At 73.9% G+C, this 23,119-nt stretch carries 17 protein-coding genes; 13 read left to right on the top strand and 4 right to left on the bottom strand.

From position 1 onward, the window contains the following. Window position 1 precedes the first annotated feature (1 nt). Window positions 2–1,576 carry an ABC-F family ATP-binding cassette domain-containing protein gene (locus tag BMW85_RS43385; RefSeq protein WP_091093311.1) on the top strand — a complete coding sequence of 525 codons (1,575 nt, stop codon included), beginning with the start codon at window positions 2–4 and terminating at the stop codon, window positions 1,574–1,576. 1 nt (window position 1,577) lies between these two features. Here BMW85_RS43385 and BMW85_RS43380 read toward each other — a convergent pair whose 3' ends face one another. Then, complete coding sequence (locus BMW85_RS43380) at window positions 1,578–2,774, bottom strand: ROK family transcriptional regulator (protein ID WP_091093309.1); 1,197 nt, start codon at window positions 2,772–2,774, stop codon at window positions 1,578–1,580. A gap of 143 nt (window positions 2,775–2,917) precedes the next feature. On the opposite strand from BMW85_RS43380, the gene zwf reads away from it, so the two are divergent. The 5 genes from zwf (at window position 2,918) to BMW85_RS52220 (ending at window position 11,445) form a co-directional block, all read left to right on the top strand. Beyond that, the gene (gene zwf / locus BMW85_RS43375; protein WP_091093307.1) at window positions 2,918–4,393 is read left to right on the top strand and encodes a glucose-6-phosphate dehydrogenase; all 1,476 of its coding nucleotides are present in this window, start codon (window positions 2,918–2,920) and stop codon (window positions 4,391–4,393) included. Beyond that, window positions 4,390–6,351: a phosphogluconate dehydratase gene (gene edd / locus BMW85_RS43370; protein WP_091093306.1), complete on the top strand. Its 1,962-nt coding sequence runs from the start codon at window positions 4,390–4,392 to the stop codon at window positions 6,349–6,351. The genes zwf and edd overlap by 4 nt, the downstream gene beginning before the upstream one ends. Window positions 6,352–6,514: 163 nt before the next feature. Next, on the top strand, window positions 6,515–7,480 hold the full coding sequence (glk, locus tag BMW85_RS43365; protein WP_091093303.1) for a glucokinase: 966 nt from the start codon (window positions 6,515–6,517) through the stop codon (window positions 7,478–7,480). Window positions 7,481–7,548: 68 nt separating this feature from the next. Beyond that, window positions 7,549–8,160, top strand: coding sequence for a bifunctional 4-hydroxy-2-oxoglutarate aldolase/2-dehydro-3-deoxy-phosphogluconate aldolase (eda, locus tag BMW85_RS43360; RefSeq protein WP_091093302.1), 612 nt, complete (start codon window positions 7,549–7,551; stop codon window positions 8,158–8,160). A gap of 39 nt (window positions 8,161–8,199) precedes the next feature. After that, the gene (locus BMW85_RS52220; protein WP_091093300.1) at window positions 8,200–11,445 is read left to right on the top strand and encodes an NACHT N-terminal Helical domain 1-containing protein; all 3,246 of its coding nucleotides are present in this window, start codon (window positions 8,200–8,202) and stop codon (window positions 11,443–11,445) included. On the opposite strand, the gene BMW85_RS43350 is transcribed toward BMW85_RS52220, so the two are convergent. After that, window positions 11,442–12,350 (bottom strand): LysR family transcriptional regulator, encoded by a 909-nt coding sequence (locus tag BMW85_RS43350; protein WP_091093299.1) that lies wholly within the window; start codon window positions 12,348–12,350, stop codon window positions 11,442–11,444. The genes BMW85_RS52220 and BMW85_RS43350 overlap by 4 nt on opposite strands. An 85-nt stretch (window positions 12,351–12,435) precedes the next feature. On the opposite strand from BMW85_RS43350, the gene BMW85_RS43345 reads away from it, so the two are divergent. The 7 genes from BMW85_RS43345 (at window position 12,436) to BMW85_RS43315 (ending at window position 21,144) form a co-directional block, all read left to right on the top strand. Beyond that, window positions 12,436–13,311: an FAD binding domain-containing protein gene (locus tag BMW85_RS43345; RefSeq protein ID WP_091093297.1), complete on the top strand. Its 876-nt coding sequence runs from the start codon at window positions 12,436–12,438 to the stop codon at window positions 13,309–13,311. A 1-nt stretch (window position 13,312) separates the two neighbouring features. After that, window positions 13,313–13,786, top strand: coding sequence for a (2Fe-2S)-binding protein (locus BMW85_RS43340; protein ID WP_091093296.1), 474 nt, complete (start codon window positions 13,313–13,315; stop codon window positions 13,784–13,786). Beyond that, window positions 13,783–16,131 carry an aerobic carbon-monoxide dehydrogenase large subunit gene (locus BMW85_RS43335; RefSeq protein ID WP_091093294.1) on the top strand — a complete coding sequence of 783 codons (2,349 nt, stop codon included), beginning with the start codon at window positions 13,783–13,785 and terminating at the stop codon, window positions 16,129–16,131. The genes BMW85_RS43340 and BMW85_RS43335 overlap by 4 nt, the downstream gene beginning before the upstream one ends. Then, window positions 16,128–16,877, top strand: coding sequence for an XdhC family protein (locus tag BMW85_RS43330; RefSeq protein WP_218156194.1), 750 nt, complete (start codon window positions 16,128–16,130; stop codon window positions 16,875–16,877). Before BMW85_RS43335 ends, BMW85_RS43330 begins: the two co-directional genes overlap by 4 nt. A 100-nt stretch (window positions 16,878–16,977) precedes the next feature. Further along, window positions 16,978–17,793: an IclR family transcriptional regulator gene (locus BMW85_RS43325; protein ID WP_091093293.1), complete on the top strand. Its 816-nt coding sequence runs from the start codon at window positions 16,978–16,980 to the stop codon at window positions 17,791–17,793. Window positions 17,794–18,002: 209 nt separating this feature from the next. After that, entirely contained in the window at window positions 18,003–19,172 is a 1,170-nt protein-coding gene (locus tag BMW85_RS43320) for a cytochrome P450 (RefSeq protein WP_091093291.1), read from the top strand. A gap of 133 nt (window positions 19,173–19,305) precedes the next feature. Then, a complete protein-coding gene (locus BMW85_RS43315; protein ID WP_091093289.1) occupies window positions 19,306–21,144 on the top strand; it encodes a serine/threonine-protein kinase in 1,839 nt (612 codons plus the stop codon). A gap of 7 nt (window positions 21,145–21,151) precedes the next feature. Here BMW85_RS43315 and BMW85_RS43310 read toward each other — a convergent pair whose 3' ends face one another. Continuing rightward, window positions 21,152–22,057 carry a D-isomer specific 2-hydroxyacid dehydrogenase family protein gene (locus tag BMW85_RS43310; RefSeq protein ID WP_091093288.1) on the bottom strand — a complete coding sequence of 302 codons (906 nt, stop codon included), beginning with the start codon at window positions 22,055–22,057 and terminating at the stop codon, window positions 21,152–21,154. 31 nt (window positions 22,058–22,088) lie between these two features. Then, a complete protein-coding gene (locus tag BMW85_RS43305; RefSeq protein WP_177241176.1) occupies window positions 22,089–23,003 on the bottom strand; it encodes a sugar kinase in 915 nt (304 codons plus the stop codon). Window positions 23,004–23,119: the final 116 nt, after the last annotated feature.

The raw sequence follows: 23,119 nt of genomic DNA, 5'->3' as shown, positions 1-23,119 counted from the left end.
CTTGGGGCACATCGAGGTGCGCGATCTGACGTACCTGCTGCCGGACGGGCGGCCGCTGCTGCTGGAGGCGTCGTTCAAGGTGGGCGACGGGGCCAAGGCGGCGCTCGTCGGCCCGAACGGCGGCGGCAAGACGACGCTGCTGCGCCTGATCGCGGGCGAGCTGCAGCCGACCGGCGGGCGGGTGGCGAGCGGCGGCGGCATCGGCGTGATGCGGCAGTTCCTCGGCGCGGGCACCGTCCACGACCTGCTGCTCGGCGTGGCGCCCTGGCGGGTGCGGCAGGCCGCGGCGGACGTGCGTTCGGCCGCCGCGGCGCTGGCCCGGCGCGACGACGAGCCCGCCCAGCTCGCCTACGCCCAGGCGCTCGCCGACTACGCCGACGCGGGCGGCTACGCGCTGGAGGTCGTGTGGGACGTGTGCGCGGACGCGGCGCTCGGGCTGCCGTACGAACGGGTCGCCGGCCGGGCCCTCGGCACGCTGTCCGGCGGCGAGCAGAAGCGGCTCATGCTGGAGGCGCTGCTGCGCGGCCCCGACGAGGTGCTGCTGCTGGACGAGCCGGACAACTACCTCGACGTGCCGGCCAAGCAGTGGCTGGAGCGGGCGATCCGCGACTCGGCCAAGACCGTGCTGCTCGTCTCGCACGACCGGCAGCTCCTCGCCGAGGCGGCCGACCGGATCGTCACCGTGGAGGGGCGTACGGTGTGGGTGCACGGCGGCGGCTTCGCCGGCTACGGCGAGGCGCGGCGGCGGCGCGCGGAGCGGCTGGAGGACCGGCGGCGGCGCTGGGAGGACGAGCGCGCCCGGCTGCGCCGCCTGGCGCACACGCTGCGGCAGCGCTCGGCGCACAACGACGCGCTGGCCGGGGCCTACCGGTCGGCGCTCAGCAGGCTGGAGCGCTTCGAGCGCGAGGGGCCGCCGCGCCGGGCGCCGAAGGAGCAGAACGTGCGCATGCGGCTGCGCGGCGGGCGCACCGGCAAGCGGGCCTTGACGTGCGAGGAGCTGGGGCTGACCGGGCTGCTGCGGCCGTTCTCGGCCGAGATCCACTACGGCGAGCGCGTCGGCGTCCTGGGACCGAACGGCACCGGCAAATCGCACTTCCTGCGGCTGCTGGCCGGCGAGCCGATCGCGCACACCGGCTCGGCCCGGCTCGGCGCGCGGGTCGTCCCCGGATATTTCGCCCAGACCCATGTGCGGCCCGACCTGCGGGGCCGGCCGGTCGCCGAGCTGGTCATGGCGGAGCACGCGCTGACCCGCAACGACGCCATGGCCGCACTCGCCCGCTACGAGCTGGCCCCGGCGGGCGGGCAGACGTTCGAGACGCTCTCGGGCGGCCAGCAGGCGCGGCTGCAGATCCTGCTGCTGGAGCTGTCCGGGGCCACGCTGCTGCTGCTCGACGAGCCGACGGACAACCTCGACCTGGCCAGCGCGGAGGCGCTGCAGCAAGGGCTGGAGGGGTTCGAGGGGACGGTGCTGGCGGTCACGCACGACCGCTGGTTCGCCCGCGACCTCGACCGGCACCTGATCTTCGGCGCGGACGGCGGGGTGCGGGAGGCCGCCGAGCCCGTGTGGGACGCCTGAGTCAGACCGGCTGGCGGCGCAGGGCGGTGACCGTCATGGTCTCGTCCACGGCCTCGGGCGCGAGCACGTGGTCGAGCACCATCACCGCGCACCCGCTGATGCCCGCCTGCGCGCCCATCCTGCTCGGCTCGATGCGCAGCCGCCGGGTGGCGAGCGCCGTGGAGCGGCGGTAGACGACCTCGCGGATGCTCGACACCAGCGGCCCGAACGCCTCGGCCACGTCGCCGCCGAGCACCACGATCGACGGGTTGAGTATGTTGACCGCGCCCGCCAGCACCTCGCCTATGCGGCGGCCGGCCGTGCGCACCATGGCCATGGTCTCGGCGTCGCCGGCGCGGACCAGCGCGGTGACGTCGGCGATGGTCTTGACGTCCTTGCCGGCCTCGCGCAGCTCGCGCAGCAGCGCGGTGCCGCTGGCCACGGAGTCGACGCAGTCGGTGTTGCCGCAGCGGCACAGCACGCCGCCGCCGTCGAGCACGGGGATGTGGCCGATCTCGCCGGCCGCGCCGAGCGCGCCGCGCAGGATGCCGCCGCCGGCGATCACGCCCGCGCCGATCCGCGTGGACACCTTCACGAACATCAGGTCGTCGACGTCGGGGTAGAGGCCGCGGTGCTCGCCGATGGCCAGCACGTTGACGTCGTTGTCGACCAGCACGGGGACGGGGAAGCGGGTCTGGATGACCGGCGGTATCAGCACGCCGGTCCAGGAGGCCATCACGCGGGCGCTCTCGGTGCGGCCCTGCGCGAACTCGACCGTCGCGGGCACGCCCATGCCCACGCCGCGGATCAGCTCGCGCGGGCGCTCGCCGAGCAGGTCGTCCCAGGTGTCCATGAGCAGCGGCAGCACGACGTCGGGGCCCTGCTCGACGTCCACCTGGAACTCGCGGCCGTCCAGCTCGCGCCCGGCCAGGTCGCAGACGGCGACGCGGGTGCGGGTCGCGCCGAGCGCGGCCACCAGCACCAGGCCGCCTCCGGCGTTGAACTCCAGCCGGACGGGCGGCCGGCCGCCGGTCGAGGGGGCGTCGGTGCGCTCCACGACCAGGCCGCGTTCGAGCAGCTCGGCGACGCGCAGCTGCACCGCGGGGCGCGAAAGGCCGGTGACGCGGCCGAGGTCGGCCCGCGTCACGGCCTCACCGCTGCGGATGAGGCGGAGCACCTCGCCGCTCGTGGCGAGGTTCGCGGCGGTACGACGTGACATCGGCCAAGTGAATCACACCCGCTTGTGTAATGGAAACTCCAGACTTTCTTATCTCAGATGCCAAAACTCTGCTTGTGCACAACCCAAACTCTCGTTAGTGTCCGTTGTGTCCTCGCATTGGAAGATCCTCGGAGCTCTACACCGTGTCCACCCCTCCCGCAGCCGGCCCCGTCCACACCGCTGACCTCGTCGTCTTCGGCGGCACCGGCGACCTGTCCATGCGCAAGCTGCTGCCCGCGCTGTACCACTGCGACCGGGACGGCCGGCTCTCGCCCGAGACCCGCGTGATCGCCATGTCCCGTGGCGGCCTCGCCGACGCCGACTTCCGCGGCAAGGTGGACGCCGAGGTACGCGACTCCGTCCCAGTGGACGACCCCGCCGTCTGGCAGCGCTTCCTGGGCCGGCTGCACCACGTGTCGGTGGACGTCGGCGCCGCGAACCACCCCGGCTGGCACCACCTGGCCGAGCTGCTCGCCCCGCACGAGGAGCGCGACCGGGTGTTCTACCTCGCCAGCCCGCCCCGCACGTTCGGCCCCTTCTGCCGCGAGCTGGCCGAGGCCGGCCTGGTGACGCCGCGCTCACGCGTGGTGCTGGAGAAGCCGCTCGGCCACGACCTGCCGAGCGCGCAGCGCATCAACGACGAGGTCGGCGCCATCTTCGACGAGCGCCAGATCTTCCGCATCGACCACTACCTGGGCAAGGAGACCGTCCAGAACCTGCTGGTCCTGCGGTTCGCGAACGCCTTCCTGGAGCCGATCTGGAACTCCCTGTGGATCGACCACGTCCAGATCACCGCCGCCGAGACCGTCGGCACGCCGGGCCGGCGCGGCTACTACGACCACGCGGGCGCGCTGCGCGACATGGTGCAGAACCACCTGCTCCAGCTCCTCACGCTCACCGCCATGGAGCCGCCCGCGCGGAACGACCGCGAGGCCATCCGCGACGAGAAGGTCAAGGTGCTGCAGGCGCTGCGGCCCATCGTGGGCACCGAGGCCGACCGGTTCACCGTGCGCGGCCAGTACGTCGGCGCCGGCGACCTGCCCGGCTACCTCGACGAGCCCGGCTCGACGCCGCCCACCGAGTCGTCGCGGCGGGTGGAGACCTTCACCGCGATCCGGGCCGAGATCAGGAACTGGCGCTGGGCCGGGGTGCCGTTCTACCTGCGCACCGGCAAGCGCATGCCCTACCGGCGCTCGGAGATCGTGGTGCAGTTCAAGGACGTGCCGCACTCCATCTTCCCCGGCGGCAGTCCCAACCGCCTGGTGCTGCGCCTGCAGCCCGAGGAGGGCATCGAGCTGCACCTCATGGCCAAGGAGCCGGGCGCGGGCGAGGTGACGCTGAAGCCCGTGCCGATGGCGCTGAGCTTCGGCAAGACGTTCACCGCCCGGGTGCCCGAGGCGTACGAGCGGCTGCTGACCGACGTGCTGGCCGGCAACCCCACCCTGTTCATGCGGCGTGACGAGGTCGAGGCCGCCTGGCGTTGGATCGATCCGATCCTGGACGCCTGGCGGGCCACCCCCGCGCTGCCCGAGCCCTATCCCGCCGGCACGACCGGCCCCGCCGGAGCCCACGAGCTGCTCGGCCGCAGCGGTCGCGCCTGGCACGAGGAGGAACTGTGAACCCCGACCGCACCATCAACGCCGTCGTGCGTGAGGTCACCGACCGCATCGCCGAGCGCAGCGCCGCCAGCCGGGCGAACTACCTGGCGCGGATCCGCCGCGACGGCGAGGCGGCGCGCGCCAAGGGCCCGGCCCGCGCCCACCTCGGCTGCGCCAACCTGGCCCACGGCTTCGCCGCCGCGCCGGAGGCGGACAAGCCGGCGCTGCGCGGCTCGGCCAAGCCGGGCGTGGCCATCGTGACCAGCTACAACGACATGCTCTCCGCGCACCAGCCGTACGAGACGTACCCGCCGGAGCTGAAGGCGGCGGTGCGCCAGGCGGGCGGCGTGGCGCAGGTCGCGGGCGGCGTGCCCGCCATGTGCGACGGCATCACGCAGGGCCGTCCCGGCATGGAGCTGTCGCTCTACAGCCGCGACGTGATCGCCATGGCGACGGCGATCGCGCTCTCGCACGACATGTTCGACTCCTCGCTGCTGCTGGGCGTCTGCGACAAGATCGTGCCGGGCCTGTTCATCGGGGCGCTGCACTTCGGGCACCTGCCGGCGATCTTCGTGCCGGCCGGGCCGATGGCCTCCGGCCTGCCGAACAAGGTCAAGGCGCGCACCCGCCAGCTCTTCGCCGAGGGCAAGGTCGGCCGGGACGAGCTGCTGGACGCCGAGGCGAAGTCGTACCACTCCCCCGGCACCTGCACCTTCTACGGCACCGCCAACTCCAACCAGGCGCTGATGGAGGTCATGGGCCTGCACCTGCCCGGCTCGACGTTCGTCAACCCGCACACCGAGCTGCGCCACGCGCTGACCCGGGCGGCCGGGCGGCGGGCGGTGGAGATCACCGCCCACGGCGCGGAGTACACCCCGATCGGCGAGCTGGTGGACGAGCGGAGCATCGTCAACGCCTGTGTGGCGCTGCTGGCCACCGGCGGCTCCACGAACCACACGCTGCACCTGGTCGCCATGGCGGCCGCCGCGGGGATCGTCCTGACCTGGGATGACTTCGCCCGCCTGTCCGGGGTCGTGCCGTCGCTCACCAAGATCTACCCCAACGGCCAGGCCGACGTGAACCACTTCCGCGAGGCCGGCGGCATGCAGGTGCTCATCGGCGACCTGCTGGACGCGGGCCTGCTGCACGGCGACGTCATGACCGTGGCCGGTCCCGGCCTGGACCGTTACCGCGAGGCCCCCGAGCTGGTGGACGGCGAGCTGGTGTGGTCGCCGGTCACCGGCGGCAGCAAGGACCTCGACGTGCTGCGGCCGGTCGCGGAGCCGTTCTCGGCGGACGGCGGCATCCACATGCTGGAGGGCAACCTGGGCCGGGCGGTCAGCAAGGTGTCGGCGGTCAAGGCCGAGCACCTGGTGATCGAGGCGCCGGCCAAGGTCTTCGACGACCAGCTCGACCTGCTGAAGGCGTTCGAGGCGGGCGAGCTGGACGGGCAGGACTTCGTGGCGGTCATCCGCTACCAGGGGCCGAGCGCGAACGGCATGCCGGAGCTGCACAAGCTGACCCCGCCGCTGGCGGTGCTGCTGGACCGCGGCCAGCGGGTGGCGATCGTCACCGACGGCCGCATGTCGGGCGCGTCGGGCAAGGTCCCGGCGGCCATCCACCTGTCGCCCGAGGCGGCCGACGGCGGCCCGATCGCGCTGGTGCGCGAGAGCGACGTGATCCGCCTGGACTCGGCGGCCGGGACGCTGGAGCTGCTGGTGCCGGCCGAGGAGCTGACCCGGCGCGTGCCCGAGGGCCGGCCGCTGAGCGACGCGCAGTGGGTGGGCACCGGGCGGGAGCTGTTCGCCACGTTCCGCCGGATGGCGGGGCACGCCGAGCAGGGCGCGGGGATCTTCGGCGTGAGCGGCGCCGAGTCGCCGCACCACGGCCCGGGGCTGGGCTTCCCCGCCGAGGCGGGCGCCTCCCACCTGGAGACGGGCGTCTCGGTCGGCGCCCGGCCGGCCGGAGTGCCACGGTGACGTGCTATATGACGGTACGGTGCTATATGTCCGCTTGGCGGACAATGACCGCTCATCACCCAGAACCTGCTCACGATCCCCTCTGGGACTCCGTGAGCGTCCGTGGCATCCTTCGGAGGATGGCGAGCGATCTTGACGCCGCCCTGACCACCGGAGGTGCGCGGTGAGTGCCTTTGACCTTCCCTGGCTCGTCGCCGACATCGGGGGGACCAACGCCCGCTTCGGGCTGGTCACCTCGCTGGACGAGCCGCCGTCGCACGTCGCGGTCCTGGCCGGGGCCGACCACCCCACCCTGCCCGACGCCGTGGCCGCCTACCTCGGGCAGCACGCGGGCGGCGCGCGGCCGGGCGCGGCCTGCCTGGCCCTCGCGGGACCGATCGACGGCGACCACTACCGGCTGACGAACTCGGCCTGGGCCGGATCCGTACGCGACCTCGGCGTGCCGTACGTCAGGCTGCTCAACGACTTCGAGGCGCTGGCCCTGTCGCTGCCGCACCTGGGCGGCGACGATCTGGTGCCGCTCGGCGGGCCGGAGCCCGCGCACGGCGTCAAGGCCGTGCTCGGCCCCGGCACCGGGCTCGGCGTGAGCGCCCTGGTGCCGACGGAGCACGGCTGGACGCCGGTCCCCGGCGAGGGCGGGCACGTCACCGTGCCGGTCGTGGACGAGCGGGAGCTGGAGATCGTACGGGTCCTGCGGGCGCGAGGCATGCCGCACGTGGTGGCCGAGCACGTGCTGTCCGGGCCCGGCCTGGTCCGGCTGCACCGGGCGCTGGCCGAGGTCAACGGCGTGAGCGCGCCCGAGCTGTCCGCCGCCGACATCGTGGCCAGGCTGGACGACTCGCTGTGCGCGGAGACGGTGGAGGTGTTCTGCGGCCTGCTGGGCAGCTTCGCCGGGAACGTCGCGCTGACGCTGGGCGCGCGGGGCGGGGTCTACCTGGGCGGCGGGGTGCTGCCCAGGATCGTGGAGCGGGTACGGGCCGGCGGCTTCCGCGAACGCTTCACCTCCAACCCCGACATGGCGGCCTATCTGGAGGGCATTGGGACGTCGCTCATCGTCGCCCCGCAGCCCGCGCTGACCGGCGCGGCGGCCTGGCTGAGCCAGCACGCCCGCCGCGAGCTGGTGAGCTGAGGACGCCGCCGCCTTCCGTGAACTGAGAACGGCCCGCCGCCGGCGGGCCGATGAGGAGAGAAGACCACATGAGCTTGCTCGATCTGGCCCCCGTGATCCCCGTCGTGGTGATCGAGGACGCCGCGACCGCGGTGCCGCTGGCGCGGGCGCTGGTCGCCGGCGGCCTGCCGGCCATCGAGGTGACCCTGCGCACCCCGGCCGCCCGCGAGGCCATCGCGCGCATCGCCGCCGAGGTGCCGGAGGCCACGGTGGGCGCGGGCACGGTCCGCACCGCCGACGACATCGCCGCGTCGGCCGCGGCCGGGGCGCGTTTCCTCGTCTCGCCGGGGACCACGCCGTCGCTGGTCGAGGCGCTGGAGGCGAGCGGGCTGCCGTACCTGCCGGGGGCGGCCACGGTGTCGGAGGTCATGGCGCTGGCCGAGCGGGGGATCAGGGAGCTGAAGTTCTTCCCCGCGGAGGCGGCGGGCGGGGTGCCGTACCTGAAGGCCCTGTCGGGGCCGATCCCCGACGTGCGCTTCTGCCCGACCGGCGGCATCCGCGCCACGACCGCCGCCGACTACCTGGCGCTGCCGAACGTCGGCTGCGTCGGCGGCACCTGGCTCACCCCGGCCGACGCCCTGGCCTCGGGCGACTGGGCCCGCGTCGAGAAGCTGGCCTCGGAGGCCGCCGCGCTCAAGTGACGCGGTGACCCGAGGGGCTGCGCCGGTGATAATGGCCCGGTGGCCCTGGAGACAGCCGCTCTGAAGGTGGGCACGGCGGTCGGCGAACGCGCCGTGCGCACCTGGCTGAGCGCCCGATCGACCGGCGAGAGCAGCAGCAGGCCGCTCATCGAGCTCATGCGCGCCCGCTTCCCCGATCATCTGGTGCGGCGCAAGGCCGAACGCCAGCTGGACGACATCGCCGACGCCGTCACGGCCCGGGTGCTGAAGCTGTGCGCGCACGAGTTCCCCGGCCTCGGCGAGGACGACCGCCTCGTCGTGCTCGCCGAGGTGCGCGACACGCTGACGCGGGCGGACCTGTCCGACCGCGCCCTGCTCGCGGCCGACGCCGATCCCGTACGCCTCGCCCGCGAGGTGCGCAGGGCGCTGCCCGTCCCCAAGGACCTCGGCGAGGCGCAGTCCAGGCTGTACGAGGTCGTGCTCGACGAGTGCTGCGACTGCCTGGTCAGGGTCGTCAGGCACCTGCCCGAGTTCCAGCCGCGCGCCGCCACCGAGATGCTCGGGCGCCTTTCGGGGCTGGGCGAGCAGATGTCCGCCATGCTGGAGCGCCTGCCCGCCCGTACGCTGGAAGCTCCTGACGGCACCGACCGCGACACCGAGTTCCGCCGCCGCTACCTGGAACACGTCTCGCAGACGCTCGACAGCCTCGAACTCATGGGCGTACGGGTCGAGCGCTTCCGTCCGCGGACCCCGCTGAGCGTGGCGTACATCAGCCTGTCCGTCACCGCCGCCCGGACCAGAGCGGCTCATGACGCGTGGCATGACGTGCCGGACGAACCCGCGACCATGCGGGTCGAGAGCGCGCTCAGCCAGGGACACCGGATGCTGCTGCGCGGCGAGGCCGGCGGCGGCAAGAGCACGCTGCTGCGCCGGCTGGCCGTCACGGCCGCCCGCGGCGGGTTCTCCGGCGAGTTGGCCGAGTGGAACGGCTGCGTGCCGTTCCTCGTGAAGCTGCGCAGCTACGCCGACCGGGACCTCCCCAGACCTGAGCAGTTCCTCGACCTGACCGCTGGGGCGCTGGCCGGGCTGATGCCCACGGGATGGGCGCATCGGCAGCTCGCCTCCGGGCGCGCGCTGCTGCTGATCGACGGCGTGGACGAGCTGACCGGCGGCCAGCGCAAGGCGATCAAGCCCTGGCTGCGCGGGCTGCTGGCCGAGTTCCCCGCGATCCGGGTCGTCGTCACCAGCCGGCCGTCGGCCGCGAGGTCGTCGTGGCTGGACGAGGAGGGCTTCGCGCCCGCGTTCCTGGAGCGGATGACCCCGTCGGACACCCGGGCCCTCGTCGAGCACTGGCACGAGGCCATCCGCGGCGGCACGGACCTGCCCTGCCCGCCCGAGCAACTGCCCGTGGTGCAGGCCCGCCTCCTGGCGCATGTCGACAACGCGCCGCATCTGCGCGCGCTCGCCGCCACGCCGCTGCTCGCCTCCATGCTGTGCGCCCTCAACCTCGACCGCGCCTCCCAGCTCCCTCCCGACCGGATGGGCCTATACGCCGCGGCGCTGGAGATGCTGCTCGAACGACGGGACGCGGAGCGGGTCATCCCCAGCTACGGCGACGTTCACTTGAACCGCCTGCAGAAGATGCAGGTGCTGCAGGAGCTGGCGTGGCGGCTCTCCATGACGAACCGCCTGGAGCTGGCGAAGGCGCCGGCGGTGGCGTGGGTGGAGAAGGTCATCGCGGCCATGCCCGGCGTCCGCGCGACCGGGGAGCAGGTTCTCGACTACTTGCTCGAACGCAGTGGCGTGATCCGCGAGCCGGTCGCCGGGCGGATCGACTTCGTGCACAGGACCGTGCAGGAATACCTGACGGCGCGGGCAGCGGCCGAGGTCGGGGACGTCGAGCCGCTGGTCATGAACGCGCATCGGGACCAGTGGCGCGAGGTCGTCGTCATGGCAGCCGGACACGCCAACGGGCCGCTGCGCGAGGCGCTGCTCGACGGGCTGCTGTCCCGGATGGCCGCCGAACCCCGGCACGCGCGGCGGCTCAAGATCGTGGTCTGCGGGTGTTTGGAGACGCTGCCGTCGGTGCCCGAGCGGCTGCGGGCGGCGGTGGACGGCTGCTTGGACGATCTCATCCCGCCACGGGACGTGGGCTCGGCGCGGTCGCTGGCGCTGGCCGGTCAGGTGGTGCTCGACCGGTTACCGGCGAGCCTCGACGGGCTTTCCACGGCGGTCGCCCGCGCTTGCGTGCGAACGGCCTGGCTGATCAACGGCCCCGGGGCGATCGACGTCCTGGCCGCCTACGCGGCTGATGATCGATGGCAGGTGCGGTACGAGCTGATGGAGGGATGGGGGTACTTCGAACCGGAGGTGTACGCCAGGCGGGTGCTCTCCCGGGTGAAGTTCGACTCTGACTTCCTCTCGGCATCCACGTCCGGACAGGTCGACGCCTTGCGCGTGCTCCCTCCCCTGAACAGCATTGCCGTCCACCTTGCTGTAGCGCGAAACCTCAGCCCGCTGCTGGCCCATCGTGAATCACTCACCACGCTGACCGTGTCCGGCTATCTGACCGAACCGTCCACGAGCGTTGTGCGCCGACTCAGCGCACTGACGCGGATCACCCTGGAACGGGTCGACGAGATCGGTTTCCTTTCCGATCTCCGGCACTTGACCGACATCGCCCTCCACGACGCCTCGCGTATAGCCGACTTCTCCCCTCTCAAGGACTTTCCCGGGCTGAACAGTCTCTCCATCACCAACGCCGACGAGCTGAAGAGCTGGGAACAGTTGCCGCCGCTCGACGACCTCGACCAACTGGCCCTGCGGGATGTCGCGGCAGTGACGAGCGTGCGAGAGATCGTCGAGCGCGCCCCTCACCTGACGAACCTCTACCTCAGGGCCCGGCACCGCCTGACGGACCTGGACGCGCTCTCACGACTCGGCCTGCAGAGTCTGGGCCTGTGGGGCCCCCAGACGATCGATGACATCTCCCCTCTGTCGGAGTGCCGCTCGCTCGTTTGGCTGGATCTCGACGAGACACAGGTCCACGACCTCCGTCCTCTCGCCGGTCTCGAACAATTGATGGGCCTTGTTCTAGCGAACTGCCGCTTCTTGGAGGATCTCTCGCCTCTCGCCCAGTTGCCCGAGCTGCGCACGCTCTGGCTCACGGACTCCACTCCGGGCCTCGATCTCGCGCCGCTGGCGGGGAACCCGCGTCTGACGGTACGGATCACGGCGGGGCAGGAGGTGCGCAACGGTCACCTGCTCGGCAAGCGGCTCAAACGCTTCAGGACATCGACGACCTAGCTCCAGATCGAGACGTGGACCGGAGGGCGGAAGCGGTTGCGGGGGATGCCGTCGTCCGGGGAGCGCATGGTCTGGGTGGCGGCCGGGGTGGTGAGGAAGTCGAGGAAGGTGCCGGCGGCCGACGGGCGGGCGTCCGGGCCGAGGGTGGTGGCGTACCAGGAGGAGGTCAGCGGGGTCGCCGGGGTGTCGACGGGGACCAGCGTGCCGCGGCGGAGCTGCGAGGAGACCAGGTGGGCGGTGGCCGGGGCGAGGCCGGCGCCCTCGGCGGCGGCCGTCCAGGCGGCGCTCTGGTTGGCGTAGACGCGCACCTGGGACTCGGGCACGCGTAACAGGCGCAGCAGGCGGCCGGTGTCGCTGGCCGGGTCGGTGCCTGAGGGGCCGACGAGCCAGTGGTCGCGGCGGCCGTCCGGCGCGCCCACCACGATCAGCCTGCAGCGCAGCACCGGGCGGCTGACCAGGCCCTCGCCGCCCGCCTGGGCGCCGAGCGCGACGTCGGCGAGGCGGCTGGACAGCAGCAGCGGGACCTCCGCCGTCGCGGCGACGCCGGAGGTGGCGTCCACGGGCTTGCGCTGGGTGAACAGGCAGAGCAGGGGGCCGGCGACGTACTCGGCGAGGCCGGCGTCCATGACGACGTGCAGGCGGGCGGGGCGGCCGGGCCGTACGGCGTCGAACGCCTCCGCACCGAGCGCGACCATCCGTGAGGCGATGCCGAGCAGGCGGCGCCCGCCCTCGGTGAGCACCATGCGGTCGCCGGACCGGGTGAGCAGCGGGTCGCCGAGGTGCCTGCGGAGCTGGCCGAGCGACTGGGAGACGGCGGGTTCGCTGACGCCGAGTGCGCGCGCGGCGGCCTTGACCGAGCCGAGGCGGGCGACGAAGACGAACGCGCCGAGCTGGCTGAGAGTCACGCCCTCTTCATAGACGGCCGGTACGGATTAAGGAATCCCTTATTCGTGGATTGTCGCGACGAATCGGTGACAGCACTGTGCAGGCATGCAGGTTCCCGCGACGTTCGCCTACGAACGTGCCGACAGCGTCCCGCACGCGATCGCGCTCCTGGAGCGGTACGGCCCCGACGCCAGGATCGTGGCCGGCGGCCACAGCCTCATCCCCATGATGAAACTCCGCCTGGCCCAGCCCGAGGCCCTCATCGACATCAACGGCCTGGCCGGTGAGCTGGGGCGGGTCGCAATTGAGCGCGAGGGCGAGGGTGAAGAGCTGGCGATCGGGGCGCTGGTGCGGCACGCCGAGTTGCTGGACAGCACGGCCGCCACCGACCTTTTCCCGATATTTCGCGATGCGGAGCGGGTCATCGCCGACCCCATCGTCAGGAACCGGGGCACCGTCGGCGGCTCGTTGTGCCAGGCGGATCCCTCCGAGGACCTGGCGGCGGTGTTCGCCGCGCTGGGCGCCACCGCGGTCATCCAGGGGCCGGGCGGCGTCCGCACCGTCCCGATCAGGGAGTTCCACCGCGGCCCGTACGAGACCGCCGTCGAGCCGAACGAGCTGCTGATCCAGCTCCGCGTCCCGGTCCGGCCGGGCACCGGCAGCGCGTACGAGAAGGTCGAGCGGCGCGTCGGCGACTGGCCGGTGGCCGCCGCCGGAGCCGTGCTCACCGTCGAGGACGGCGTGATCACCAGCGCGGGCATCGGACTGACCGCCGTCGGGGCCGAGGGCTTCCACGCCCCCGAGGCCGAGGAGCTGCTGACCGGCCGGCCGCCGGGCGCGGAGGCGTTCGCCGAGGCGGGCCGGGTCGCGGCCGAGCACTGCGAGCCGCACGCCGACCAGCGCGGCCCGGCCGACTACAAGCGTCATCTGGCCGCCGAGCTCACCCGGCGTGCCCTCACCACGGCGGCGGGAAGGATCTGACATGCGCGTCACGGTCACGGTGAACGGGCAGCCGCACACCCGGGAGGTCGAGCCCCGGCTGCTGCTCGTGCACTTCCTGCGCGACGAGCTGGGCCTGACCGGCACCCACTGGGGCTGCGACACCTCCAACTGCGGCGTGTGCACGGTCCGGCTCGACGGCGTGCCGGTCAAGTCGTGCACGGTGCTCGCGGTCATGGCCGACGGCCACGAGGTGACCACGGTCGAGGGGCTGGAGCGCGACGGCGAGCTGGACGCGGTGCAGAAGGGGTTCGTGGAGTGCCACGGGCTGCAGTGCGGGTTCTGCACGCCGGGCATGCTGCTGACCGCGCGCTGGCTGCTGGACCGCGATCCCGACCCCGACGAGGCGACCATCAGGGAGGCCATCTCGGGCCAGCTCTGCCGGTGCACCGGCTACGAGAACATCGTCCGCTCCATCAAGTGGGCGGCGGCGGCCGAACAGGAGGCGCGGTCATGAGCTTCGGGCGGATGCACCGCAAGGAGGACGCCCGGTTCATCCGCGGGCGTGGCACGTACACCGACGACGTACGGCTGCCCGGCATGCTGTACGGGGCGATCCTGCGCAGCCCCCACGCGCACGCGCGCATCGTCTCCGTGGACACCGGCGCCGCCGAGGCGCACCCGAAGGTCCGGGCCGTGATCACCGGCCGCACCCTGGAGGGCCTGGGCCTGGCCTGGATGCCGACCCTGTCCAGGGACACCCAGGCGGTGCTCGCCACCGACAAGGCGCGCTTCCAGGGCCAGGAGGTGGCGTTCGTGGTGGCCGAGGACCCGTACTCGGCCCGGGACGCGCTGGAGCTGATCGACGTCGAGTACGACCCCCTGGACGCGGTCGTGGACGCCCGCCGCGCCCTCGACCCGGACGCCCCCGTGATCAGGGACGACCTGGAGGGCCGCACCGGCAACCACATCTTCGACTGGGAGGCCGGCGACCGCGCCCGCACCGACGCCCTGTTCGAGCGGGCCGAGGTGACGGTCGCGCAGGACATGATCTATCCGCGGGTGCACCCGGCCCCGCTGGAGACCTGCGGCGCGCTCGCCGACTTCGACAAGGTCACCGGCAAGCTCACCGTCTGGTGCCCGACGCAGGCCCCGCACGCCCACCGCACGCTGTACGCGATGGTGGCGGGGCTGCCCGAGCACAAGATCCGGGTGATCTCGCCGGACATCGGCGGCGGCTTCGGCGGCAAGGTCGGCATCTACCCGGGCTACGTGTGCGCGATCGTCGGCTCCATCGTCACCGGCCGCCCGGTCAAGTGGATGGAGGACCGCTCCGAGAACCTCATGAGCACGGCCTTCGCCCGCGACTACCACATGCGCGGCGAGATCGCCGCCACCCGCGACGGCAGGATCCAGGCGATCCGCGTCAAGGTGCTGGCCGACCACGGGGCCTTCAACGGCACGGCGCAGCCCACGAAGTTCCCCGCCGGGTTCTTCCACGTCTTCTCCGGCTCGTACGACGTCGAGGCCGCCCACTGCGAGGTCACCGGCGTCTACACCAACAAGGCGCCGGGCGGCGTCGCCTACGCCTGCTCCTTCCGCGTGACCGAGGCCGTCTACCTGGTCGAGCGCATGGTGGACGTGCTCGCCGCCGAGCTCGGCCTGGACCCGGCCGAGCTGCGCATGCGCAACCTGCTCCGGCCCGAGCAGTTCCCGTACGTCTCCCCCACGGGCTGGGAGTACGACTCCGGCGACTACCCGAAGGCGCTGCGACTGGCGCTGGACCTGGTCGGCTACGACAAGCTCCGCGCCGAGCAGGCCGACCGGCGGGCCAGGGGCGAGCTGATGGGCATCGGGATCAGCTTCTTCACCGAGGCCGTCGGCGCGGGCCCGCGCAAGCACATGGACATCCTGGGCCTCGGCATGGCCGACGGCGCCGAGCTGCGCGTGCACCCGACGGGCAAGGCGGTGCTGCGGGTGTCGTGCCAGAGCCAGGGGCAGGGGCACGAGACGACGTTCGCCCAGATCGTCGGGCAGGAGCTGGGCATCCCGGCCGACGACGTCGAGGTGGTGCACGGCGACACCGACCAGACGCCGTTCGGCCTCGGCACGTACGGCTCCCGCTCCACCCCCGTCTCCGGCGCGGCGACGGCGCTGGTGGCGCGGAAGGTGCGCGACCGGGCGAGGATCGTGGCGGCCGCCATGCTGGAGGCGTCCCCGGACGACCTGGAGTGGGCCGGCGGGCGCTGGTCGGTGGTCGGCGACCCGTCCGCGGGAAAGTCTCTGGCCGAGATCGCGCTGGCCGCGCACAGCGACCTGGAGCTGCCCGAGGGCATCGAGGGCCACCTGGACGCGGCGACCGTCTACAACCCGCCCAACCTGACCTACCCGTTCGGCGCCTACGCCTGCGTGGTGGACGTCGATCCGGGGACCGGGCAGGTCAAGGTGCGCCGGTTCGTGGCGGTGGACGACTGCGGGGTGCGCATCAACCCGATGATCGTCGAGGGACAGATCCACGGCGGGCTCGCCGACGGGGTGGGCATGGCGCTGATGCAGGTGATGGCGTTCGACGAGGACGGCAACCACCTCGGGGCGTCGTTCATGGACTACCTACTGCCCACGGCGATGGAGTGCCCGTCGTGGGAGCTGGGCGAGACCGTGACGCCGTCGCCGACGCATCCCATCGGGGCCAAGGGCGTCGGCGAGTCGGCCACCGTCGGGTCGCCGGCCGCCGTGGTCAACGCCGTGGTGGACGCGCTCGGCCCGTACGGGGTGCGGCACGCGGACATGCCGCTCACCCCGGCGAACGTGTGGCGGGCGGTCCAGGGACGGCCGTTCCGTACGGATCTGGCGATCCCGTGAGCAGCGAGTTCCTCGGCATGCCGGCGCCCAGAAGGCGGGCCCCTGCCCCGGCCGGCGCGGACGTGCAGGCGCGGGCGGCGGAGCTGCGGTCGGGGCGGGAGCCGTACGTGCTCGCGACCGTGGTGCGGGCGCAGCGGCCGACCAGCGCCAAGGCGGGCGACCGGGCGCTGGTGCTGCCCGACGGCACGATCGAGGGGTTCGTGGGCGGGGTGTGCGCCACGGACGCCGTACGCGCGCAGGGCCTTCGCCTGCTCGGCACCGGCCGGGCCACGCTGCTGCGCATCACGCCCGAGGCGGAGGAGCCGCACGAGGAGGAGGGGCTGGTCGCGGTGGGCCAGCCGTGCCTGTCCGGCGGCACGCTGGAGATCTTCCTGGAGGCGGTGCTGCCGCCGGTGCTCGTCCAGGTGCACGGCGACAGCCCCATCGCGCGGGCCCTCGCCGCCGTCGGCCGGGCCATGGGCTACCAGGTGGAGGCGGGCGGCGACCCGGCGGCGCCGATCGCCGACGGCGCCGACGCCGTGCTCGTGGCCAGCCACGGCGCCGGCGAGGAGCCGGTGCTGCGGGCGGCGCTGGCCAGGGGCGTGCCGTACGTGGCGCTGATCGCCAGCCGGGCGCGCGGCGCGGCCGTCCTCGCCCGGGTGGAGGGCGGCGAACGGGTACGGGTCCCGGCAGGTCTGGACATCGGGGCCAGAACGCCGGGGGAGGTGGCCGTCTCGGTCTACGCCGAGCTCATCAAATTACGCTGACCTGGGTATTTGGAGACGCGGCCACCGGGGTAGGCCAAGGAGGGTCAAGCCGCAGTCTCGGGGAAGCCCCCTCTTGCTCGCGGAGAGCGAAGGGACATTCATGCTCACGCAAACGGCCGGCCAGGAGCCACCGCTCGCCGACGACCGCCCGGTGTCGCAGCCGGGGAGCCTGGAGAGGGGGATCGACATCCTCCTCGCGCTGAGCGGGGCGTCGCGGCCGGTCAGCCTCGCGCAGCTCTGCCGCAGCACCGGCCTGCCCAAGTCCACCGCCCACCGCATACTCGGCGTGCTGTGCGGGCGGGGGCTGGCCAGGCGGGCGGGCACCGGCTACCTGCCGGGCGACCTGCTGGAGGTGCTCGCGGGCGGGCCGGCGCGCGGGCCCGGAGCGCGGCGGGCGGTGCTGCCCTACCTGCTCTACCTGTACGAGACCACCCGGCAGACGGTGAACCTGGCGGTGCCCTCCGGCCTGGAGGTCCGCTACGTCGAGCGGCTGTACGGCCACGACCGGGTCGTCTCCCCCTCCGACGCCACGGACCGCGCGCCGCTGCACTGCACGGCGACCGGCAAGACACTGCTGGCCTTCGACGCCGGGCTGCGGCAGGAGTTCCTGGCGCGCGGCGCGTTCGAGCGGCTGACCGGCCGCACCGTCACCACGCTGGCGGGGCTGGAGCGGGAGCTGGCCCAGGTGCGGCGGCACGGGGTGGCGTACGCGCGGGAGGAGTTCGCCGAGGGCGTGTCGTGCGTGGCCGCCCCGGTGTTCGGGCCGGCGTTCGGCTCGCCGGGCGGACGGATCCGCATGGCCGTGGGCGTGGCCGCGCCCGCGTACGGCGTGCCTCTGGGGCGGCTCGCCATCGCGGTGCGCGGGGCGGCGCAGGCGATCTCGGCGGCGCTGCTCGGCGAGCAGACGTCCCGTTGACCGGAACGCCGCGGGGCCCCGCGGCCCGAAGCGTTCCACTGACCGAGACCCCGCGTTGCGGCGGGCCGGGCGGCGCGATCACATGAGCGGCATGGACCTCCTTCCCGCTCCGGCCACCCCGGAGGCGCCCGCGGTCCGCCGGGCACGAGCCCGCACGGCCCCGGACCCGCGGGCGCCGGTGGAACGTTCCACCGGACGGGAGGGCGCGCGTGCCTAGGGGGCTGCCCAGGGCGGGCGCGCTGCAGAGCCTGCGGCTCTCGGCCGCGCTCGTCCCGCCGTGGGCGCCGCACACACTCCCCGGACGCGACCTGCTGCGGGCCCGTCCCCTGCTGGCCGGTCTGGAGTCCCGCTACGGCGGCCGTCCCGTGCTCGTCCGCGGCCGGCGCGGCCCCGCCCTGCTGGTGCTGTCCAGGCGCGACGCGCTGCGCGTGCTGGACGAGGAGCGCGACGTCTACGCCGCCGGCGTGGAGGCCGGGCTGGAGGCCTGCATGGAGGAGCGGCCCTTCGGGCTGCCCGCCGACGTGCTGCGCCCGGCGTTCATCGAGATCGCCCGCGGCGAGGCGGCCGAGCTGACCAGCGGCGTGGTGGACTTCGCCCGGCTCGACGCGCGCTGGCAGCGCGTGGCCCGCCGCTGCGTCTACGGCGACGGCGCGGCCGGCGACGAGGAGCTGACCCGGCTGCTGACCGGCCTCACGCGGGCCGGCCGGCGGCGCGCCAGGCGGCGCAGGGAGCTGCTGTCCGGCCGCTACGACACCCGCATCCTCGACCATCTGCGCAGGGGCGAGCCCGGCAGCCTCGCCGGGCTGATCGCCGAGACCTCCGGCGAGGCCGAGTCGCGGGGGCTCATGCAGGCCGCCTACTGGCTGATGGGGCTCGGCGTCGTCTCGGCGGCGCTGATGCAGACGCTCGCGCTGCTGTCCACGCACCCGGCGCACCGCAAGGCGGCCCGCGCCGACCCCGAGCACCTGCGGGCCTGCCTGCGCGAGGCGCTGCGCCTGTGGCCGCCGGTGCCGGCGCTGTCCCGCGTCACCGCCGCCGCGACCCACTGGTACGGCACCACCCTGCCCGCCGGCACCCCCGTGCTCGTCCCGCTGGCGGTGCACCAGCGCAGCGCGCGGCTGCCGTACGCCGACTCCTTCGCGCCGGAGATCTGGCTCAACGGCACCGCCGCCGACGAGTGGTGGGCCCGTCCCGGCTGCGACGCCATGCACCTGACGCTGGCCGTCGGCACCGCGTTCCTGGCCGCCGTGCTGCGGGAGGCCAAACCCAAGCCGATCGGGCGGCTGTTGTCCCCGCACCGCCCGATCCCCCACTCCGTCGACCTCGCCCGGCTGCGCGTACGGATGCGCCAGACGCGCCGCAAGCCCGGCCGCTCCTGAGGCCATGCCTGCTCAGCGCCAGTGGCCTACGGAGGGCCCCTTCCTCCGTTAGAGTCTGGGGTACGAAACGGCATGCCGGGCGGAGGTTCGGTTCGGTTTGGGACGGGATGACCACGGCGAGAGGACGGCGACTTTGGGGCGCTCCGCAGGCACTCCGCTGAAGCCGGAAGACCCGCCGGCGATCGGTTCCTACGAGCTGGTCAGCCGTCTCGGCTCCGGCGGCATGGGGGTCGTCTACCTCGCCAAGGCCGCCGACGGCTCCAGGGTGGCGCTCAAGGCCATCCGGCGCGACTACACCGCCGACCCGGTCTACCGGGCGCGCTTCCACGAAGAGGTGTCCAACGCGCGCAAGGTGGCCTCGTTCTGCACGGCGCGGGTGCTCGACCACGGCGAGGACCGCGGCGTGCTCTACCTCGTCACCGAGTTCATCGACGGCATCTCGCTGGAGGACCACCTCATCGAGCACGGCGCGCTGTCGCCGTCGGTGCTGCACGCCGCCGCCGTCGGCGTCGCCGCCGCGCTCACCGCCATCCACGCCGCCGGGCTCGTGCACCGCGACCTCAAACCGGCCAACGTCATGCTGACCCTGGCCGGGCCGCGCGTCATCGACTTCGGGCTGGCCCGCTCGACGCACGTCAACGCCCGGCACACCAACGCCGGCATGGTCATGGGCACGCCCGGCTGGATCGCTCCCGAGCAGGTCTTCGAGGGCCGGACCAGCCCGGCGGGCGACGTGTTCGCGTGGGGGTCGCTGATCGCGTACGCGGGGCTGGGCGGGCATCCGTTCGGCGAGGGGGACGCCTACGTGATGGCGGCGCGGGCCCGTACCGCGCCGCCCGACCTGCGGGGCCTGCCCGCGCCGCTCGACCGGCTGGTGGCGGCGGCCATCCACCCCGACCCGTCGCGGCGGCCGACGGCTCGGCAACTGCTGCTGGAGCTGGTGGAGGCCGCCGACGAGCCCGCCGCGCAGCTCGCGGCCACCAAGCACCTGACGAACGCCTGGAACGCCTCGGAGTTCGCTCCCCTCACCCAGCCCCCCGGCCCCCAGGGACCTGGCGGGCAAGGGCCCGGCGTCGTGCCGCCGGCGGAACGCACCGGGCCGACGCCTGGCATGCAGCCGCCGCCCGCCGAGCGCACCGGGCCCACTCCCGGAAGCAGCCGGGGGCCCCACGTGCCTCCTCAGGGCGCTCCGATCCCCCAGAACGCCCAGATCCCGCCGCAGGGATCCCCGATGCAGCAGAGGCCGCCGGCGGGTTCGCCGCACCCCGGCGCCGCCATGCCGCCCGGGGCGCCCGCACACCCCGGCGCGTCCGCGCACCCTGGGGCCGCCGTGCCGCCGGTGCCGCCGGCTGAGCGGAGCGGGCCGGTGCCCGGGGGGATGGTGCCGCCGCATCAGACGGGGCAGATGCCGCTCCCCCGTCATCCCCGTGGCAACCCGGGGCCGCCACCGCATCACGCGACCACCGGGCAGGGGCCGTTGCCGGGATACCCGCCACCCCGCAGGAAGCGGAGCCTCGCCACCGGCTGCCTGACCGCGCTGGTGGTGGCGGCCGTCCTGGTGGTGCTGGTCCTGGCCGCTCTCGCGTGGCTGTTCCGCGGCCCGGACGCCGGCGCCGACGGTCAGGTGCAGGACGGCAAGCTGCGCTTCTCCGTGACCGGCACGACGTGCCAGAAACCGGCGAAGGCGGCCACGAAGCGCACCTGCCGGGTCGGCGTCCAGGTGGCCAACGTGGGCCCCGACGCCCGCGTCCTCTACCCGGGCCAGCAGAAGCTGGTCGCCGAGGACGACGACCTGCACGGCGGGGTCAAGCTGCTCGACGCCGCAGGCAAGGAGATCACCCCGATCCGGATCGAGTCGGGCGGGGCGTTCACCGGGACGCTGGTGTTCGACCTGCCGAAGAAGAGCAAGCCCGTCGGCCTGGAGGTCCACGACTCGGGCCTCAGCTCCGGCGCCCGCATCACGCTCGTCTGAGAGGCGGTCAGAACCCCTCGGACGGGGAGACCCGACCCTCCAGGGGGGCGCCTTCGGCGAAGCGGCGCACGTTGTCCTCGACCCGCTCGGCCAGCCCGCGCCAGTAGGCGGCGCGCGGGTTCGCGGTGTGCGGCGTGATGAGGACGTTGTCCAGCGTCCAGAGCGGGTGCCCGTCGGGCAGCGGCTCGGGGTCGGTGACGTCGAGTGCGGCCCCGCCGATGCGGCCCTCGCGGAGCGCGTCCACCAGGTCGGCGGTGACGACGAGGCCGCCGCGGGCGACGTTCACCAGCCAGGCGCCGGGGCGCATGAGCGCGAACTCGCGCGCCCCGAACATGCCGCGGGTGCGGGGCGTGAGCGGCGCGGCGACCACAACGTAGTCGGCTTCGGGCAGCGCCTCACGGAAGCGGTCGCGGGGCAGGATCCGGGCCGCGCCGGGCGCGTCGCCGCGGTCGGTGACGGCGATCACCGGGCAGCCGAACGGCTCCAGCAGCCGCACGAGCGCCCGCCCGATGCCGCCGTGGCCGACGATGGCGACGGTCGAGCCGGCGAACACCGCCGAGCCGTTCGGGCTCCAGCTCGTGGCCCTCGCGTACCGGGGCAGCTCGCGGGCGGCGGCCAGCATGAGCGCGAGCGCGTGCTCGGCGACCTGGGGGCCGTACGAGCCGGTGGCGGCGGTGAAGACCGGCTCGTCGGTGATCACCCCGGCGGCGGCCAGCCGCTCGACGCCCGCGCTCGGCAGCTGCACCCAGCGGATGCGCTCGCCGAGCATGCCGCGCAGCTCGCCGGGGTCGCCGCTGCCGTAGTAGACGAGCGCCTCGGCCTCCTCCAGCGGCACGACGCGACCGCCGCCGCGGCGGACGGCCTCGACGAGTGCGGGCACGGGCTCGGGGCCGACGTGGACGGCGACGGTCATCGGAATACCTCCTGGTCGTACGCGGACGGGCTCAGCGGTGCACGGTCTCGCCCGAGGCGGCGAACGCGGCCAGCGCCCGGTCCAGGCCCTCCCGGTCGGGCAGCCCGGAGTTGTCGTCGGCGCACTGCACGACCAGCGCCGCCACGGCCGCCGCCTCGCGCAGGCACACCTCGTACGGCTCCCCGTGCAGCAGCCCCGACAGGAACCCGGCCGCGAACGCGTCCCCGGCCCCGACCGGATCGGTGACGGGCACCGGGAACGCCTCCTGCCGCAGCCCGGCGCAGCTCGCCGACTTGTCGCGGTGCTTGACCACGACCAGTCCCGGCAGCGCGGCGGGGTCCACGCCGAGCAGCTCCAGCTCGTCCTCGCCGGCGAACACCACGTCGGCGCGGGCCAGGAGCGGCGCGACGCGCTCGCGCCACCGTTCGGGCGGGCCGAGCTTGAGCCGTACGTTCGGGTCGAAGGAGACCGTGGCGCCCGCCTCGCGGGCCAGGTCGAGCAGGCGGAGCGTGGCCAGGTGCGCCGAGCCGGACAACATCGGCGTGATGCCGGTGACGTGGACGAGCCGAGCGCCGCTCACCATCTCGGGCGTCAGCTCGCCGGGGTCGAGGCGGGAGGCGGCCGAGCCCGCGCGGTAGTAGTGGACGTCGATGGCCCTGGCCGGATGGCTGTCGCGCAGCAGCAGCCCGGTGGGGGCTTCGGGGTCGACGACGGCGTGCCGGGTGTCGATGCCCTCGGCGCGCAGCATGGCCAGCACCGACCTGCCGGCCGGGTCCGCGCCGACCCGGCCGAGCCAGCGGACCTCGTGGCCGAGCCTGGCCAGCCCGGCCGCGACGTTGGACTCGGCGCCGGCGATCGAGCGGCGGAAGGAGGTGGCGCGCTCCAGGGGGATGCCGGGCTCGGCCAGCATGAGCAGCATCGCCTCGCCGCAGACCACGACGCTCACGGGTGGGCCCGCGCGGATGACCGGTGAATCATGCGTCCCAATCGTAGTACGAAATCACTTTTGCCCAATCGGGTAAGCCTGTCATCCAGATTGCTCCGTCGCCCGTCTACCCTGAG

The sequence above is a fragment of the Nonomuraea wenchangensis genome, assembly GCF_900111685.1.
Lineage (GTDB): Bacteria > Actinomycetota > Actinomycetes > Streptosporangiales > Streptosporangiaceae > Nonomuraea > Nonomuraea wenchangensis.
Note: the sequence above shows the minus strand (reverse complement) of the source record. Positions and strands in the feature narration are given on the sequence as shown.